This is a genomic window from Pedomonas mirosovicensis (assembly GCF_022569295.1).
Taxonomy (GTDB): domain Bacteria; phylum Pseudomonadota; class Alphaproteobacteria; order Sphingomonadales; family Sphingomonadaceae; genus Pedomonas; species Pedomonas mirosovicensis.
Window position 1 is genome coordinate 48239 of sequence record NZ_JAKFIA010000001.1, and the last position, 17408, is coordinate 65646.

The following is a 17408-nucleotide window of genomic DNA, read 5'->3' on the forward strand; positions in this document are numbered from 1 at the left end:
ATTGCGGGTATTCCAGCGATATCTATACAACCATTACGTGTATGTTGCACTTTTGCAAAACAAAGGTCCCCGCTCGTTGCAGAGTCTGCGGCCTGCGTGAAATGTTAACGCCTCGGAAGACAGCGTTCGCGCAATGAAACGAATTTGGCCATTAAGGCCATAAGTCTGTCGGCCTCCGTGGGGACAGGCGCCAGCCGATCGCCATTTTCCCGATACCGACAAAGGCGGCACACGACCGCCCTGTACGCTGGGATCCCCCTCTCCGGCTCAGACAATCAGTCGCGCAGAAAGCCGGAGCACCATGTCGACAGGCAAAAAGAAAAGCGGCGGGGATTTCTCCCCGCCGCTTCCTGTAGTTTCCAGCGTATTTGCCAGTTCTTAGAACTTGGCCGTGGCGCTGAAGAAGTACTGGCGACCGAACGGATCGTAGGTCGACGGATAGGTGTTGGCCTGCTGCTGGTTGTCGCCAAACAGCGGCGGCTTCTTGTTGAAGAGGTTGTTGACACCCAGGCCGAGGTCCAGGTTCTCGTTGACCTCGTAGGCGAACGACAGGTTGAAGATGTCGTACGAGCCAACCTTCTCCTTCCAGTACAGCGAACCGTCGTCGTCGTCTTTGGCACCACCCAGGTGGTACCACAGCAGCGACGTGGTGAACGGACCGGTCGAGTAGTTGACGCGGCCCGACCAGCGCCACTTGGACAGCGGGTCGCCGCAGCTGGTGCCGAACCTGCCGGCGCAGTCGCTGACCAGACCCGAAGCGGTGGCGATCGGGTTCAGCTTCCACTCGATCAGGCGGGTGCCCGACAGGCGGAAGTCGAGGCGGCCGTCGTTGTCGATACCGAACGGCACGTTGACCCAGTAGCGAGCCTCGAAGTCGACGCCCGAGGTCTTCATCTTGCCGAGGTTGGCGTTGATGCTGACCACGTCCTCGAGCGACAGGTCGTTCGGGTTACGCGGCGCCAGGGCGCAGAACGAGCTGTCATAGGGCACGAAGTCGCTGGCTGCGTCGCCATAGCAGGCCGCGATGATGTTCACCGTGCCGGGGCCCGAGCCGCCGATGTAGTCGTTGATGGTGATGTTGTAGTAGTCGACCGTCAGCGTAAAGCGCGGCAGGAAGCGCGGCTGGATCACGGCACCAACGGTGTAGGTATCCGCCTTTTTCTTCCTGCAGATCCGGGTTGCCGCCGAACAACGACTGGATCTGCGAGTCACCACCCGCGAACTCGGTGCCGATCAGGCTGGCCGGCACGCCCTGCGCGCGGCAGGTGGCGTTCAGGTTGGCGTTGGTTTGAGCCACCGGCTGTTCACAGGGATCAAGCGCGCCCGGGAAGCCGACCGAGTTGCCCAGGAACAGCTGGGAGATGGTCGGGGCGCGAACGGCGCGCTGGTACTGACCACGGAAGCTGATGTCCTCAACCGGAGCCCACATCAGGCCCGCCGAGTACGACCAGGCCGAGCCCACCGCGTTCGAGTAGTCGGAATAGCGCAGAGCGCCGTTGAACTCGAGGTTGTGAGCGAACGGCACGTCAGCCAGCAGCGGCACCACGACTTCGCCGAACAGTTCCTTCACGCTGTAGCGGCCCTTGGTCGGCTGGCCGGCGTTGAAGCCGACGATGTCGCCCGAGGACAGGTAGAAGTCCGGACGGAACGCGCCGGATTCCGAATGCCACTCGGCGCCGAGCGCCACGCCAACCGGACCCGCACCCAGGTCGAACAGTTCGCCGTTGGAAACGGAGAAGCTGGCCACCTGCGAGGTGATGGTATTGATGTTGGTGGTCGGAACCGTGACGTAGTTTGCGGCTTCGGCCGAGGCCACGCCTTCGCCGAAGATGTTCAGCGGCACGCAGCCGGCAGCCCGGGCTTCAGCGCTGCGGCAGCGCATGGTGCCGTCCGCCAGGACCTCCACGTCCAGAGCGCTCTGGAAGCGGCTGACCGAGACGTTGCCTTCCTGGGTCTGGGTGTTGCGGTTGTGGGCGTAGGAGTAGTAGCCCTCGTACGTCCAGTTGCCCGCGATCTCGCCGCGCAGGCCGGTCAGCATCCGGTAGGCCGAGCGGTCGTCCGTCTGGAAGCGCGGGCCGGCTTCGGCGAACCGGCGACCGATAGCAGCAGTGATGTAACCATCACCGCGGGTCGCGGCCGGATCGCCCAGGATGTTGCCGTCAGCGTCGGTGATGGCGTTGCCCTCGGCGTCGCGGCGGATGGTCAGCTCGCTCGCGTCAATGGCCGCGAAGCGGGCGCGTTCAGCCGCGGACACGAACGGATTGTCCACGCCGATGCGGAAGTTTCCGGTGACAGGGGTGGCGGCCAGCTGGCTGTTCACGCGGCTGTTGACGAACTGAGCTTCCGCGAACACCTCGAAGTGCTCGTTGATCTCGTAGTTGCCCATCGTGCCGATGAACCAGCGCTCCTGCGGCGTTTGCAGGTAGTTGTCCGGCGCGTAATTGTAGGCATCGGTTTCGGCGTTGTAGACGACCGAGTCACCACCCTCCGCATACCGGCGGTTGCCGGTCGAGGTGACGATGCTGCTGGTCGGATCCATGTCCTCGCCGAAGTTGCCGACGGCGTAGCGGGTGCCGAGAATCGAGCTGGAACCGCCGAGATAGGTGGTGCCGTCGCCGTTGTCGGCGATGGTGTCGCGCGAGAACGAGCGCGCGCTCTGCAGCAGCGGCTTGCGCTTGGTGTAGCTCATGTAGGCGGTGACGTTGCCCTTGCCGTCGGCAAAGTTGCCGCCGATCAGGCCATCGACCGTGTAGGTGTCACCGTCGCCCTTTTCGTTCAGGCGATAGTTGCCCGATACCTGAACGCCTTCGAAGTCTTCCTTGAGCACGAAGTTGACGACGCCCGCGACCGCGTCCGAACCGTAAACGGCCGAACGGCCGCCGGTCACCACGTCGACGCGCTCGATCAAGCCCGCCGGGATGGTGTTGAGGTCGACGATCTGCTGCTCGTCATAAGCAACGTAGCGGCGGCCGTTGACCAGCACCAGGGTGCGGACTGCCCCCAGCGCGCGCAGGTCGACGGTGGCCACGCCTTCGCCCGGGTTGTTCGACGCTGCGGACAGCGACGGGACAACCTGCGGCAGGTCGTACAGCACTTCTTCAACGTTCACCGTGCCGGAGAGCTTGAATTCCTCCGCGCCGATGACCGCAACCGGGCTCGAAGCCTGGAGCTCCGGACGCGCAATGCGCGAACCGGTGACGACGATGGTCTCCATCGACGCAGTGCCGGCTTGCTCCTGCGCCACCGCGGGCGCGGCCGCAGCCATGAGCGCCGTCGCGACACCTGCCTTCAGAAGTGCCCTGTGAAGCACCAAATTGGTTGAACTCACCTGATTACTCCTCCCGTTAGGTTAACCCTGAGAATAGTCCGCAGCGAATGCAGGAACCCCCAATTCCCGGATCACGTGTGTGTCTGATATGCGTGACTTTTCCATTCACCGCTGTAATGCGCCATTTCGGCCTGCGCTCAATCAAGCCGATACGGGGAATTGAGTAAAGTGCCACACAACCATTTGGAGAATAGGGGCAGCGGGGGTGTGGCTATTTTGGCACGCAGTTGTTATGTTATTCCCACAGTCTTCCAGATTCTCGGAATAAAATTACTCGCCATGCGCGACGAAGCCGTGGCCCGGCCCGGCGAAACTCTCGATATGATTGTATATGGGAGTATCGCGCCGCATGGGAGAAGGCCTGTGGCGTCCACCGGAAGGCGCGGAAAAGGCGGGATTAGCCGAGCTCCTGCGCCGGCTTAAGCCACGGCATCAAGGCCGCGGCTTACACGGGAATCGGCAAACGGACAGGCCCCGGCCAGGATCACCTGGCTGGGGCCTGTCAGACCGTTGCCCTCATGGCTCCTGGATTAGAACCGCATGCCCTAGAACCGCACGGTGGCGCTCAGGAAATAGTCTCGCCCCAACACGTCGAAGAGACCAGGAAAGGTGTTGGACTGCTCCTGCGCGTCGCCGGTGAGAGGCGGCTTGTTATTGAACAGGTTGTTGATGCCGAAGGAGAGCTGGACATCCTCGTTCACATTATAGAGCGCAGTCAGATCGAAGTAGTGCTGGTCGCCCAGCGCCGCCTTGGCCAGCTGCGACGGCGGTGTGTCCGCGTTCTTGATCCGATCGTCCTTCAGCTTGTCGATCCAGCGATAGCGAACGCTGAGTTGCAGCGGCCCCGTATCCCAGGTGACGCGCGTGGTGTAGCGGAACTCGGGGATGGGATCGTCGCAGGTCGCGCCAAACTGGCCGACGCAGTCGACCTTGTCCGGCAACTCCACGACCGGGGTGTAGGTCCACTTGTCCACCCAGGTTCCGAGGAAGAAGAAGGTCAGCCGGCTTTCGTTGGTATCGAACAGGCCGAAGTCCAGATCCAGGCTGTAATCCACCTGGAAATCAATGCCGGAGGTGGTGAGCGAGGCCACGTTGGCGTTGTTGACCTGCACGATGTTGATGTCGCCGCCCGGATTGCGCTGGATGGCCTGGCAGTAGGGGTCGTTGATGTCCTGCACCACGTTGTAGCACAGGTCGAGCACGTTGCTGAGACCACCGCCAAGCTCGGTAATGTAGTTCTTCACCTTGATGTGATAGTAGTCGACCGTGAGGTTGAGGCCCGGCGCGAAATCCGGCCGGAGGACCGCACCCAAGGTGTAGGTATCGGACTTCTCCTCCTCCAGTTCCGGATTGCCGCCGAATGAGCCCTCGATTTGCGCGTCGGGCTGTACGCCGGTGGTGAATACCGCCCCTGCCGGCACGCCGGTCGCGATGCAAAGGGCGCGCACCGCCGCCGTTTGGGTTTCAGGCGAGCGGTCGGAGCACGGATCGATTGCCGGAGGGAAGCCCTGTTCCTGCCCGCCGAACAGCTCCTCGACGTTGGGCGCGCGAATGGCGCGCTGGTACTGACCGCGCAGGGTCACATCAGGAATGGGCGCCCACTCTCCCCCTGCCGCCCAGGTGAAGACGCTGCCCACCGCATCGAGCGAATAGTCGGAATAACGGGCGGCGCCGGTCAATTCCAGGCGGTGGGCAAAGGGAACATCCGCCAAGAGCGGCGCGCGGATTTCGCCGAACAACTCCTTCACCGAATACCGGCCCGATGTCGCCTGCCCGGCGTTGAAGCCGATCACGTCGCCCGAGGCCAGTGAGAAGTCGGGGATGAACTCACTGCTCACCGAGCGCCATTCCGCTCCGAGCGCCAGGCCGACCGGCCCGGCCCCCAGGTCGAACAAATTACCGGTGACGCTGCCGCTGGCGACCTGCAACTGAGAGATTTCACTGTTGGCGGCGGTGATGGCCACATACTGGGCCGCCTCATCCGACAACGCCCCCTCGCCGAACACATTGGCCGGAACGCATCCCTGGTCCCGCGCCGTGGCGTCGGCGCAGCGCAGCGCGCCGGTGTCCGGATCGATTTCCGTGCGAAGGGCGGCCCGCAGGCGGCTGTTGGAGATGTTGCCGTTCTGGATCTGGCTGTTGCGCGTACGGGCAAAGAGGTAATAGGCGTCGTAGGTCCACCCCTCCACCACATCGCCCGTGAAGCCGCCAACAAAGCGCCATGCATTGCGCTCATCAATATTTTCGCGCGCGCCCACCTCGTTCATGCGCCGGAAAAGGGTGGCATCGGCAAAACCGTCGCCCGCGTCCGCGCCGGTTTCGAGCGCATCCGCCGCCGCGAAAGCCGCGCGCGCCGCCGGGGACAGGAAGGGGCTATCCACATCGATGGCGACCGGTTCCCCGTAGGGTGTCGGCGCAAGTTCGCCGACCACTCGGTTGTTGGTAAAGGTCGCCTCCACATAGAGGCGAATATTGTCCGTGATGTCGTAGTGCCCCTGGCTTCCGATCAGCCAGCGCTCCTGCGGCACCTGCAGGAAGTTGGACGGGGCGTAGTTGTACTGGTCGTTCGGAAAGATGAAGGGCCGAAAGGTGCCGCCCGGCTGGAACAGCGCGCCGAAATCGCCCGGAAAGGCGGCGGGCCGGGTTGCTTCGGAAATCGTGATGCGCCCGGCAGGCACGACCGAACTGCCCCCTGCACCAGAACAGGATTGCCCGCCGCATCCACATCATCCACCAGCGCGAAGCGGGAGAAGCGCCGGGCGCTCTGATAAATGGATTTGCGCTTGTAGTAGTTGACGTAGGCGAGAATGTTGCCGCGATCGTCGGCGAAATTGGTGCCTATGGTGGCATTGACGTCAATGCGCTCGCCATCGCCCTTTTCGGTGATGCGATAGGTGCTGCCGATTTCCACGCCCTCGAAATCCTGCCGCAGCACGAAGTTGACGACACCCGCGATCGCATCAGACCCATAGACGGCCGACGCGCCGCCCGTCACCACATCCACGCGATCCACGAGGAAGGTGGGCACGTTGTTGATGTCCACAATCTGCGAGGTGTCATAAAAAATGTAGCGACGCCCGTTGACCAGCACGAGGGTGCGCTCCTCTTCCAGGCCGCGCAGGTCAATCGTCGCGATGCCGCCGCCCGGATTGTTGGAAAAGGCCGTTTGCCCGGGAATGACCTGCGGCAGGACATTGAGCACGGATTCAACGTTGGTCGCACCCGCAAGCGCGAACTCCTTCTGCCCCACAACGGACAGCGGGCTCGAACTGCTCAGGTCGGGGCGGGCAATGCGCGACCCGGTGACGATGATGGTTTCCGTCTCTGGAGTGTCCTGCTGCGCCAACGCCACGGGGGACGAAAGGACTGCAGCACCCAGGACAACCGTGGCAACGCCGGTTTTCAACACCGCTCTCTGCCGTGCGGGGGATGCTCTTCTCATGACTGGATATCTCCTTAGCCGGACAGAATCCGCCCCAGGGATTTTCCGGGCGCGCGCCAGCGCGCCGGAAATCCCGCATGGGCCGTCGAACCGAAACAACGGGAAAGGAAGACTCAACAGACGATAGACAGACGTGCCGGCAGTCGATGGACAGGTCGCCGCGCAAGACATGCAACCAGTGTTGCAAGCATGGTGGGCCGTCCATGTGGTCCAGTAACGGACAGGACGAATGGCAGGTTTCACATCGCTCGCTTAAGCGCTGCGAACCGTCTCATTTCCGGAAATGGCTGTATCAATTTTGATACAGAAATGAGCCTAAGAGGCGCGGAAAACTGTGGATTTTTGAGAAATTAGAAGGACCAATTTCGGCAGGATTTAAATCTATTATTTCATTTTTTAGGATTAACACAGGGGAGGCGCAGGAGGGCCAAGGCCCTCCTGCAATAAAGACAACTCTCTCGTTAGTGCTGGGCCGCAGCGATAGCGGCGCTGGCCCCCGGCAACGGCGGCAGACCCGGAAGGGTGGTCGGGTCCACATGGATATTGCCCCAGCGCAGGCCCCAGTGCAGGTGCGGGCCCGTTGCGCGGCCGGTGGAGCCAATCGCGCCGATTTGTTGGCCCTGCATCAGCACATCGCCTGGCTTCACGTCGATGCGGCTGAGATGCAGCATGGACGAATAAAGATTGAAGCCGTGGTCGATAATGATGAGCCCGCCTTCCAGCGAGAACCCGGACCGCGCGACGCGAACGATGCCGGAAGCCGGAGCAACCATGGGCGTGCCGGTCTTGTTGGCGATATCGACGCCATAGTGGGGCGAGCCGGGCACGCCGTTGCGAATGCGCTGGGAGCCATAGATGCCGGAAATGCGCCCGCTGGCCGGCCAGATGAACGGCTGCGTCCAAAAGAGGTCGAGCGAGGGGGTGGCGCGGGCGGCGGTGATTTCCGCCACCTCGGCCTTGCGCTGTTCCAGCATCTCGGGCGGCATGTTGACCGTCTTGGGCGGCAGGCCATTCACGCGCTGGATGTTGAATTCGCGCGGCGTGACGGCAAGGACATGCTCCACCGTCGAACCGTCGGCAAGGGTAGCGGTCAGCGTCACTTCCTTGCCCGTGTCGCGGTGCAGGCCGATGACGAAACGGCCGTCAGCCGTCAGCGGCAAATCCTGCCCGTCATAGACCAGCCGCACCGTGCCCTGCGGCGCATGACCGATGACGACTGCGCCCTGCATGATCGGGCTCTCGATACGGAACTCTGCCTCGGGCACAACCTTGGCGGGTTCAACCTGTTCCGGCTGCGCCTCGTCCGCCCGGACTTCATCAGCCCGGACATCGCCGCTGAACGCCATCGCCGTCCCCGCCAGGATCGCCAATGCCCCAAGGCGCCGGGACCAACCGGCCCCGGTTTTCAACACACCACGCACCGCCTTTTACTCCTGCCTTATCGTTCAGACCCCCGCCTGGGTCAGCCCGCCTGAACCTTGATACCGGTCAGCCGGCTTTCTTCTGTAATTCCGCGAAACGGCGGGTGGCGATTTCTGCGCTGGCGTAAGCTTCCTGCGTCTCCGCATTCCAATAGCGCAGTTCATGCAGCGGAATTTTCACGCCCGTCACCGCGCAGACCACATGGTCGCCGGGGCTGAGCAGGCGGAACGTGCCGGGGAGATACTGCACGCGCGCGGGGCGCTGAGCGTTGGAATTGAGCATGGATACCACTTCACCTTGCCTTTGGGGACATTGACCATAGTGCCGGACCCGCCTCGCAAGCCCGAGGGCGCGCCGGGCAGAAATGCTCCGTCAGAACAGGCTGCCTTGCCGCCTGTCCTTGGCCGGTTCCGGCATCGCAGGCTTGGCCTTGCTTGCCTTCGTCTTGGGCTGAACCGGAACCACGCTTTCTTCCGCCAGCGCCTGTGGTTCGCCATCGACCACGGCGTCCACAGTCCCATCCCGCAGCTCGAGGGTCAAGGCCCCGGCCCCCTTCGCTGCCTCGGCCGTCGTCAGAACGCGCCCATCGCGCGACCGAACGACAGCATAGCCGCGTTGCACGGTGGCATAGGGGCTGAGCGTCTCCAGCATCCGCACCGCCTCGCTGAGCCGTCGCTGCTCGTCGCGGAGGCGCAGCGAAGTGGTACGGACCAGCCCCTCGCCCGCCCGCTCCACCCGCTCGGCGCTGCGGCGCAGCTCCTGCGTCAGCAGGCGCGGGGCGAGCCGGTCGCCCAGCCGCTCGTAGCGGTTGCGCCAGGCAACGAGGCCGTGGTTGAGCGACTTCGGGAGTCGCTCCGAAAGCTCATCGAACCGCTGCTCGGCAAGCTGAAGCAAGTGACGCGGGTGCGGCAGGCCGCGCCCCAGTCCCTTCACGGTCTCGGCGCGGCGCTCCATGCCTTTGAACAGCGCCCGCTCCAGCCGCAGGCCGAACTGGCCGATGGTGTAATCCAGGTCCGCCTTCACCGGCACGGCCATCTCGGCCGCCGCCGTCGGGGTGGGCGCGCGCCGGTCGGAGGCGTAGTCAACCAGCGTCGTGTCCGTCTCGTGCCCCACGGCGGAGATGACCGGAATATCGCTCTCCGCCACCGCGCGGATGACGGCTTCCTCGTTAAAGGCCCACAGGTCCTCGATGGAGCCGCCGCCGCGCGCCACGATCAGCACGTCCGGCCGCGGGATCGGCCCGCCCTTCGCCAAGCTGTTGAAGCCGCGCACGGCATTGGCCACCTGCTCGGCCGCGCCCTCGCCCTGCACCAGCACCGGCCACAGCAGCACATGACGCGGGAAGCGGTCGGCCAGCCGATGGAGAATGTCGCGGATCACAGCGCCGGTGGGCGAGGTCACCACGCCGATCACCTCCGGCAGGTAGGGAATGGGCCGCTTACGCCTGGGGTCAAACAGTCCCTCGGCGGCGAGCTTCCTCTTGCGTTCCTCCAGCAGCGCCATGAGCGCGCCGACGCCCGCCGGTTCCATCCGCTCGATGACCATCTGGTACTTGGAGCGGCCGGGATAGGTGGTGAGCTTGCCGGTGGCGATCACCTCCAGCCCGTCTTCGGGGCGGAAGCGCAAGCCATTCACCATGCCGCGCCACATCACGCCGTCGAGCACGGCGCTTTCGTCCTTGAGGCACAGGTAAGCATGGCCCGAACCGGCCTGCTTCCAGCCGGAAATCTCGCCGCGCACGCGCACAAGGCCGAAGCGATCCTCCACCGTGCGCTTGACGGCGTGGGCGATCTCGCTGACCGAGTATTCGGGAAGATTGGGCGTTTCTGTCGTCACCGGCGTTGTTCCTCGGCCCATGTCTAGCTACAAGCCGCCCAACCTCCAAGCCTAATGAAGAGGGCGACATGAACGTATTGGTCATTGGCAGCGGCGGGCGCGAACACGCCCTGTGCTGGAAACTGGCAGCTTCCGAGACGCTTGGCACTCTTTATTGCGCCCCCGGAAACGCCGGCATCGCGGCGGTTGCGGCGTGCGTGGCGCTCGACGTGAAGGATCACGCGGCCGTCATCCGCTTCGTGCGGGAGAAGGACATTGGCCTCGTGGTCGTCGGCCCCGAGCAGCCGCTGGTCGATGGCCTTGCCGACGCGCTGAAGGCCGAGAACATCCTGTGCTTCGGCCCCTCGCAATATGCCGCCCAGTTGGAAGGCTCCAAGGGTTTCACCAAGGACCTGTGCAAGCGCCACAACATCCCGACCGCCGCCTACGAGCGCTTCAGCGATCCGCAAGCCGCCAAGGCATACATTCGCCAGCAGGGCGCGCCGATCGTCGTCAAGGCAGACGGGCTTGCCGCTGGCAAGGGCGTGGTCGTCGCCATGACGCTCGATGAAGCGATTGAGGCCATCGACATGATCTTCGGCGGCCAGTTCGGCTCTGCGGGCGCGGAAGTGGTGGTCGAGGAATTCCTTGAGGGCGAGGAGGCCAGCTTCTTCGTGCTGACCGACGGCAAGACCGCCGTGCCGCTGGCGACCGCGCAGGACCACAAGCGCGTGGGCGATGGCGACGTTGGCCCCAACACCGGCGGCATGGGCGCCTACTCCCCAGCCCCGGTGATGACCGACGCGCTGGTGGCCCAGACCCTCGCCGAGATCGTTGAGCCGACCATCAAGGCATTGGCGGGCGAAGGCCATCCTTACGTCGGCGTGCTCTATGCGGGCCTGATGATCACGAAGGACGGCCCTAAGCTCATCGAATACAACTGCCGCTTCGGCGACCCCGAATGCCAGGTGCTGATGATGCGGATGCAGAGCGACCTGCTGCCAGTCCTCGTGGCGGCGGCCAAGGGCGAGCTTCAGCCGAACAGCGTCCAGTGGAAGGACGAGGTGGCGCTGACCGTGGTGATGGCGGCCGAGGGCTACCCTGGCGAGCCACGCAAGGGCACCGTTATCGGCGGGCTGGAAGACGCGGGCTCCGTTGGGGGGTCGTGGTGTTCCATGCTGGCACAAAGGCGCAGGACGGCCGCATAGTGGCCAACGGCGGCCGCGTGCTCAACGTGACCGCCCTGGGGAAAACCGTCGCCGAGGCGCAGAGCCGCGCCTACGCCGCGATCGACAAGCTGGACTGGCCGGAGGGCTTCTGCCGCCGGGATATCGGCTGGCGCGCGATCGAGCGGGAGGCTCAGGAGGCCTGAGCCCCGGCGCGTTTGCTGCGGGGGGACCATGGCCGACAACCGGCAGGAAATGAACACCGGCACCACCGAAGTGCGGGAGCAGCACCGCTTCGATGAAGCCCGGCTCGATGCCTACATGCGGGAGCATGTGGCGGGCTACAGTGGTCCCCTCACCGTCCGCCAGTTCAAGGGCGGGCAGTCCAACCCCACCTATCTGCTGATCACACCCCGGCAGCGCTATGTGCTGCGGCGCAAGCCGCCGGGGCAGTTGCTCGCCTCTGCCCATGCGGTCGACCGGGAATACCGGGTGATCTCGGCCCTCTTCGCCACCGGCTTTCCGGTCGCAAAGCCCTACGCACTCTGCACGGATGAGAGCGTCATCGGCACATGGTTCTACATCATGGACATGGTGGAGGGCCGGGTGTTCTGGGACCCCGCCTTCCCCGAGGTTCCGGCGGAAGATCGTCCCCGTTACTTCGACGCCATGAACGAGACCATCGCCCACCTGCATAGGGTGGATTACCGGGCGGCGGGGCTGGAGGACTACGGCAAGCCCGGCAACTACTTCGCCCGGCAGATCGGCCGCTGGTCGAAGCAATACCTTGAGGATGTGGAGGCAGGCCGCGTCCCCGCCATGGACCGGCTGACGGAGTGGCTGCCTGCCAACATTCCGGCGGGGGACGACAGCGCCATCGTCCACGGCGACTTCCGCTGCGACAACATGATCTTTCACCCCCTTGAACCGCGCGTGCTGGCGGTGCTGGACTGGGAACTTTCCACCATCGGCCACCCCCTGTCGGACTTCACCTACAACCTGATGATGTATCGCATGCCGCCCGCCATCGCGGCGGGTCTCAAGGGCGCGGACCTGGCGGCGCTGAACATCCCTTCCGAGCAAGACTATGTGGCCGCCTACTGCCGGCGCACCGGCCGCGCTGGCATTCCGCATCTGGACTTCTACATCGCCTTCAACATGTTCCGCCTGGCGGCCATCCTCCATGGCATCAAGGGACGGCTGATCCGGGGCACCGCCTCCAGCGCCCACGCGCAGGACATGGCGGCGAAGGTCGAACCGCTGGCGGAATTGGCGTGGCAACAGGCGGAAAAGGCGATCAAGGTGGCGTCATGAGTCTCTTCATCAACGAGCGGGCCGGAAACCCCGGCGAGGCCGAGCATCCGCTGGTGCTGGTCCATGGCTGGTGCTGCGATCACGGCGCGATGAAGCCGGTGACCGACGCCTTTCCCGAGCGCCATGTGATCAGCGTCGATCTGCTCGGCCACGGCCGCAGCCCGGCGTCGAACAGCTATTCCATCGAGACGCAGGCCGCGGCACTGATGCAGGCGGTGCCGGACGGGGCCATTCTCGTCGGCCACAGCATGGGCGCGCAAGTAGCGGTGGAAGCCGCCGTTCAGGCCCCGGAGCGGGTGGCGGGCCTGGTGCTGCTCGACCCCGCGCCCATCGTGCCGCACGACAGCGCCAAGGCCTACACCGAAGATATGCGCCGCCACATCGACCGGATGGACCCGGAGCAGCTCTCCGACATGCTGGAGGTATTCGGCCGCCGCCAGATCGTAAAGGCCGCCGACCAGACCGCGGTTGAATCGCTCATCGAGGTGATGACCCGCACCCCCGCCGCCGTGGTGCGCGCTTGCTGGGACGCGGTGTGCAATTGGGACGGCCCGGCCGCCTTCGCCCGCCTCACCTGCCCGGCGCTCGCCATCGTCATCGAGAGGCCGCTCAACCGGCCCGTCAATCTCGCCAAGGCCTATCCCAAGGTGATGACTGGGCAGGTCACCGGCGCAGGCCACATGCTCCAGTTCGAAGTGATGGACCAGGTGGAGCCGATGATGCGCCGCTTCTTCGCACTGCACCGGTTATAACGCCCCGAACCGGGAGGCGCAGGGGGCGAAACACGGTCAGGCAAGAAACGCGTAACCTTATGTCATTGTAAATCAAAGAACATTGATAAATTAGACTTGAGAGAACCAAGCCCAAGCCGAGCCCTTTCCGGATATTCGACTATGCACCGGATTGTGGCGCCCGGATGCCTGAGATAACCTTTTAAAGTTCTAGCGTGTGCAAACGCATAGATCCCAATAAGGCCCTGCAGGCGACTCACCTGCGGGGCCTTTCCGTTCGGGCAGAGCGAAAACGAAAAAGGCCGGACCCGAAGGCCCGGCCTTTATTCCGTAAACCGCTGCGCGCCTTAGGCGTTGGCGGCCTCGCCGATCGGCTCCTGAACGGCGTTGGCAGTGTCCTGCTGCATCTGACGGCCGAAGAGCGACTGCATGTGGTTCAGCGAGAACAGGTGGGCATAGATGAGGCCCAGCGCGCCCGACTGAACCAGCTTACGGTGCTGGTCGCCGCGCAGGTCCTTCAGCTTCTGCTCGTTGATCATGCGGAAACCACGGAACTGGCTGGCCGGGCCGCCCTGCGGCTGAATCTGGGCCTCGCCTTCCATCAGCAGGTCCAGGTCCTTCAGTTCCTGGGCGAAGGCGCGGGTGCGCTGCACCGCCATCTCGAACTGCTCGCAGAACTGGAGCACGCCCTTGGTGGTCTCGCTCGGCTCGGTGCCTTCAAACAGGTTGCTCTTCTCGCCCTCGCTGAACAGGTCGCACTTCTCGTCAAAGCACAGGCTGAGATCCTGCGACTCCGGCGACAGGCGGGCCAGCACGAACGGATAGCGGCGCACATAGCCCGGAATGTAGATGTCGCGCTGCCACTGGCCGTTCTCGTCCACGAACAGGTTCTGGCCCTCGCGCAGGCCGACCAGCGCCAGCGGCACGGACACATCGCCCGGGCCGAAAATGATCGGGAAGTGGCGCTGTGCCACCACGAACTCGTCAACCGTCAGCGGAATCGCGTGCGTCTTGGCGGAAAACTTGAAGTTCTGGCGCTCACCCATCACCAGCTTGGCGTGCTGGGACGGCGAAAGCGGCACAACGGAGTTGTAGAACAGCGGCAGCCGCGATTCGGCGGGAGCGGTAGAATTGGTCGTCATATCTTCCCCTAACAAAAAACCGGCCCTCCCCGGACCGGACGCCAAGGCAGGTTAAGCGCTATCCCACGCCGGAGGCAATATACTCGTGGTCAAATCGGCAACAGTCTGGCGCAGGAATGGCACAGCCATGCCTCAGGCTGCCAAAATCAGAGCACCTTGCCTGGGTTCAGGATACCCTTGGGATCGAGCGCCGCCTTGATCGCCCTCAGCGCCGCCAGCTTGGCGGAGTCCGCCGTGCGGGCTAACTCATCCCGCTTCAGGCTGCCGATGCCGTGCTCGGCGGAGATGGAGCCGCCATAGGCCAGCACGATATCGTGCACGCGGGCGCTGACCCGGTGCCACTCCTCAAGAAAGGCCTCGCGCGGCATCCCGGGCGGCTGGCGCAGGTTGAAGTGGATGTTGCCGTCCCCCAGGTGGCCGAAGGCCAGCACCCGGCTGCCGGGCACCATGGCCTCGACGATGGGCGTCGCCTCCTCGATGAAGGCGGGCATTTGCGCCACCGGCACCGCCACGTCGTGCTTGATGGCGGCGCTGTCCAGCTTCTCCGCCTCGGGCAGGATCTCGCGGATGCGCCACAGCGCCTTCGCCTGCGCTTCGGATTCGGAGAGAACCGCATCCGCGATCAGCCCCTGCTCCAGCGCTTCAGCCAAGGCCGCCTCCACATCGGCGCGCAAGGAGCCGTCGGCCCGCGCCGAGGCGATCTCCGTCAGCGCCACCCACGGCTGCGAAGCAGGCAAGGGATCGCGCACGTCCGGAAAGTATTTCCGCACCAGATCAACGCCATCTCGCGGGATCAGCTCGAACGCGTTCACCTGATCGCCCGTGCGCGCCCGCAGCAGGGCCAGCAGCTTTACCGCCGCATGGGGGGAGGTCAGCGTGACCCAGGCGCTCGTCGCCTCGCGCAGGCGCGGAAACAGGCGCAGCGTCACGGCCGTCACGATGCCGAGCGTGCCCTCCGCGCCGATGAACAGCTGCTTGAGATCATAGCCGGTATTGTCCTTGCGGAGGGGGGTGAGGCCGTGGAACACCTCGCCGCTGGGCAGCACCGCCTCCACCCCCAGCACCAGCGACCGCATGGTGCCGTAGCGCAGCACATGGATACCCCCGGCGTTGGTGGAAACCAGCCCGCCGATGCGCGCCGAGCCTTCCGAACCCAGCGAGAGGGGAAACAGCCGGTCAGCCTGCTCGGCCGCCGCCTGCACATCCGCCAGCACGACGCCGGCCTCAGCCACCAGGGAGAAGTCATCGGCATCGACGGAGCGGATGCGGTTGAGGCGCTGGAGGCTGACAACCACCTGCCGGCCCGAGGCATCGGGCACGCCGCCGCGCACCAGCCCGGTGTTGCCGCCCTGGGGAACGAGAGGCACGCCATACCGGCCTGCAATTCTCACGATTTCAGCGACCTGCGCCACGTCGCGGGGGCGCAGCACCAACGGCGCCCGGCCCTTGAACAGCCCGCGCCAGTCCCGCACGTAGGGCTCAAGCTCCGCAGGATCGCTGAGCCAGCCGCCATCGCCGACAGCCGCCTTGAAGGCGGGTTCCGCCGCCCGCCATGCCTCGCCCGCCACACCGTCCATGCCTGCCTCGCTCATCCTTCGATCGAGGCCTGTTTAGCACGGGGCGGGCCGTGCGGGGCGGATCAAATCATGAAATTGCTTAGTGCACCGCAATGCCGGCAGGCAGGGTTGCCTGCTCTTCTTCCACCATGCGGGCATGGATCGCCAGCCAAAGCGACAGGCCCACCGCATCGCTGTTGGCGCGCATCCTCTCGATGGCCTGATGCGCCATGTCGACAGCGCGCGACCCCAGGTTGTTCCGCAGGTTCTGCGCCACCTGCCGCACCAGCGGATTTTGCGCGTAGGCGCTGGCGCCCATGTCCTGCTCAACCGTCCAGGCCTGTTCGATCATGTGCACATCCTTCCCTACGCGTCGACTGTCGGTGGTCCCGACCAGTCAGGGCGCGACCTCGCGGAGAGACCATGCAAGCGGCGGGCCAGATGCTATTGGCGCGCCTTTCCAGAGCATTGGCGTTGCGAAACGCCGCAAGCTCGGCCAAAACTGCCCGGTGCCGCACCGGGCGGGCGGCAGAATTTGCAGGAGCGAGGGGTATGGATCGGCTGACCGCGATGGAGATGTTCGTGCGGGTGGTGATGGCGAAGAGCTTTTCAGGCGCCGCCCGCCAGCTCGGCGTCTCGAAATCCGTCGTCTCCAAGGCCGTGGCGGAACTGGAAGACCGGCTGGGCGCGCAGCTGCTCAACCGCACGACGCGGCAGATGTCGCTGACCGAAATGGGCCAGTCCTATTACGATCGCTGCATCACCATTCTGGAGCAGGTGGAGGAAACCGAGCACATGGTCTCCTCCAGCGCGCGCTGTCCGCGCGGCGTGCTGCGCGTCTCGGCCCCTGTCACCTTCTCCGTGCTCAACCTGGGCTGGCCTTTGTCAGAGTTCATGGCCCAGTATCCGGACGTATCGCTCGAACTCGCGCTGAACGACCGGGTAGTGGACATTGTGGAGGAAGGCTTCGACCTCGCCATCCGCATCTCGCGGCGGCTGAAGGACTCCAACCTCATCGCCGTCAAGCTCGGCTCGGCCCGCACCATCACCTGCGCCTCGCCCAGCTATCTCCAGCAGTTCGGTGAGCCTCAGCACCCGCGCGACCTGCTGCAACACCATTGCCTGCGCTATTCCAATCTGGGCCCGGCGCAGGAGTGGAGCTTCCGCGACCCCGAAACCGGCGAGCCTATCCAGATCGCCGTCTCCGGCCGCATCACCGCCAACAACGGCGAGGTGCTGCGCGCCGCCGCCGTCAAGGGCGAGGGCATCATCGCCGGGCCCAGCTTCCTTGCCGCCGAGGACATCTGCCAGGGCCGTCTGGTGCCCATTCTCACCAAATACGCCGCACCGCCCTTTGGCATCTATGCCGTCTACCCACCCAACCGCCACGTCTCGGCCAAGGTGCGCCGGCTGGTGGACTTCCTCAAAGGCCTGTGGGGCGACGCCGCGCCGTGGGAGAAGGCCTGCGGCGACTGCCCGAACGGCAAGTAGC

Annotated in this window: 12 protein-coding genes and 2 pseudogenes; 4 read left to right on the top strand and 10 right to left on the bottom strand. The window is 64.7% G+C overall.

Features of this window, described 5'->3' with window-relative positions:
* Nucleotides 1-378: 378 nt before the first annotated feature.
* From L0C21_RS00205 to xseA, 7 genes and pseudogenes are all read right to left on the bottom strand, one after another.
* The gene (locus tag L0C21_RS00205; protein ID WP_259276461.1) at nucleotides 379-1131 is read right to left on the bottom strand and encodes a TonB-dependent receptor domain-containing protein; all 753 of its coding nucleotides are present in this window, start codon (nucleotides 1129-1131) and stop codon (nucleotides 379-381) included.
* Nucleotides 1132-1213: 82 nt separating this feature from the next.
* Nucleotides 1214-3265, bottom strand: a pseudogene (locus tag L0C21_RS00210) (TonB-dependent receptor domain-containing protein); the annotation flags it as partial.
* Nucleotides 3266-3873: 608 nt separating this feature from the next.
* The gene (locus L0C21_RS00215; RefSeq protein ID WP_259278770.1) at nucleotides 3874-5595 is read right to left on the bottom strand and encodes a TonB-dependent receptor domain-containing protein; all 1722 of its coding nucleotides are present in this window, start codon (nucleotides 5593-5595) and stop codon (nucleotides 3874-3876) included.
* A gap of 239 nt (nucleotides 5596-5834) precedes the next feature.
* Nucleotides 5835-6770 (bottom strand): TonB-dependent receptor plug domain-containing protein, encoded by a 936-nt coding sequence (locus L0C21_RS00220; protein ID WP_259276462.1) that lies wholly within the window; start codon nucleotides 6768-6770, stop codon nucleotides 5835-5837.
* Nucleotides 6771-7231: 461 nt separating this feature from the next.
* Entirely contained in the window at nucleotides 7232-8116 is an 885-nt protein-coding gene (locus L0C21_RS00225; protein ID WP_259276463.1) for a M23 family metallopeptidase, read from the bottom strand.
* Between the two features lie 142 nt (nucleotides 8117-8258).
* Entirely contained in the window at nucleotides 8259-8474 is a 216-nt protein-coding gene (locus tag L0C21_RS00230) for a DUF2093 domain-containing protein (RefSeq protein ID WP_259276464.1), read from the bottom strand.
* 90 nt (nucleotides 8475-8564) lie between these two features.
* A complete protein-coding gene (gene xseA, locus L0C21_RS00235) occupies nucleotides 8565-10028 on the bottom strand; it encodes an exodeoxyribonuclease VII large subunit (RefSeq protein ID WP_259276465.1) in 1464 nt (487 codons plus the stop codon).
* A gap of 68 nt (nucleotides 10029-10096) precedes the next feature.
* On the opposite strand from xseA, the pseudogene purD reads away from it, so the two are divergent.
* The 3 genes and pseudogenes from purD (at nucleotide 10097) to L0C21_RS00250 (ending at nucleotide 13239) form a co-directional block, all read left to right on the top strand.
* Nucleotides 10097-11379, top strand: a pseudogene (gene purD / locus L0C21_RS00240) (phosphoribosylamine--glycine ligase).
* A gap of 28 nt (nucleotides 11380-11407) precedes the next feature.
* Nucleotides 11408-12487: a phosphotransferase gene (locus tag L0C21_RS00245; RefSeq protein ID WP_259276466.1), complete on the top strand. Its 1080-nt coding sequence runs from the start codon at nucleotides 11408-11410 to the stop codon at nucleotides 12485-12487.
* Complete coding sequence (locus L0C21_RS00250) at nucleotides 12484-13239, top strand: alpha/beta fold hydrolase (protein WP_259276467.1); 756 nt, start codon at nucleotides 12484-12486, stop codon at nucleotides 13237-13239. Before L0C21_RS00245 ends, L0C21_RS00250 begins: the two co-directional genes overlap by 4 nt.
* Before the next feature lie 326 nt (nucleotides 13240-13565).
* On the opposite strand, the gene L0C21_RS00255 is transcribed toward L0C21_RS00250, so the two are convergent.
* From L0C21_RS00255 to L0C21_RS00265, 3 genes are all read right to left on the bottom strand, one after another.
* Nucleotides 13566-14360, bottom strand: coding sequence for a SapC family protein (locus L0C21_RS00255; RefSeq protein ID WP_259276468.1), 795 nt, complete (start codon nucleotides 14358-14360; stop codon nucleotides 13566-13568).
* A 146-nt stretch (nucleotides 14361-14506) separates the two neighbouring features.
* On the bottom strand, nucleotides 14507-15937 hold the full coding sequence (locus tag L0C21_RS00260) for an FAD-binding oxidoreductase (protein ID WP_259276469.1): 1431 nt from the start codon (nucleotides 15935-15937) through the stop codon (nucleotides 14507-14509).
* 79 nt (nucleotides 15938-16016) lie between these two features.
* Complete coding sequence (locus L0C21_RS00265; RefSeq protein WP_259276470.1) at nucleotides 16017-16268, bottom strand: hypothetical protein; 252 nt, start codon at nucleotides 16266-16268, stop codon at nucleotides 16017-16019.
* Nucleotides 16269-16468: 200 nt separating this feature from the next.
* On the opposite strand from L0C21_RS00265, the gene L0C21_RS00270 reads away from it, so the two are divergent.
* On the top strand, nucleotides 16469-17407 hold the full coding sequence (locus L0C21_RS00270) for a LysR family transcriptional regulator (protein ID WP_259276471.1): 939 nt from the start codon (nucleotides 16469-16471) through the stop codon (nucleotides 17405-17407).
* The last annotated feature ends 1 nt before the right edge of the window (nucleotide 17408 follow it).

Bases quoted from the DNA above. Each gene is read 5' to 3' on its own strand.
- L0C21_RS00215 (WP_259278770.1), bottom strand. From the start codon at position 5,595: ATGAACGAGGTGGGCGCGCGCGAAAATATTGATGAGCGCAATGCATGG.
- L0C21_RS00255 (WP_259276468.1), bottom strand. From the start codon at position 14,360: ATGACGACCAATTCTACCGCTCCCGCCGAATCGCGGCTGCCGCTGTTC.
- L0C21_RS00250 (WP_259276467.1), top strand. From the start codon at position 12,484: ATGAGTCTCTTCATCAACGAGCGGGCCGGAAACCCCGGCGAGGCCGAG.
- L0C21_RS00245 (WP_259276466.1), top strand. From the start codon at position 11,408: ATGGCCGACAACCGGCAGGAAATGAACACCGGCACCACCGAAGTGCGG.
- L0C21_RS00260 (WP_259276469.1), bottom strand. From the start codon at position 15,937: ATGGACGGTGTGGCGGGCGAGGCATGGCGGGCGGCGGAACCCGCCTTC.
- L0C21_RS00270 (WP_259276471.1), top strand. From the start codon at position 16,469: ATGGATCGGCTGACCGCGATGGAGATGTTCGTGCGGGTGGTGATGGCG.
- L0C21_RS00225 (WP_259276463.1), bottom strand. From the start codon at position 8,116: ATGGCGTTCAGCGGCGATGTCCGGGCTGATGAAGTCCGGGCGGACGAG.
- L0C21_RS00265 (WP_259276470.1), bottom strand. From the start codon at position 16,268: ATGATCGAACAGGCCTGGACGGTTGAGCAGGACATGGGCGCCAGCGCC.
- L0C21_RS00220 (WP_259276462.1), bottom strand. From the start codon at position 6,770: ATGAGAAGAGCATCCCCCGCACGGCAGAGAGCGGTGTTGAAAACCGGC.
- L0C21_RS00230 (WP_259276464.1), bottom strand. From the start codon at position 8,474: ATGCTCAATTCCAACGCTCAGCGCCCCGCGCGCGTGCAGTATCTCCCC.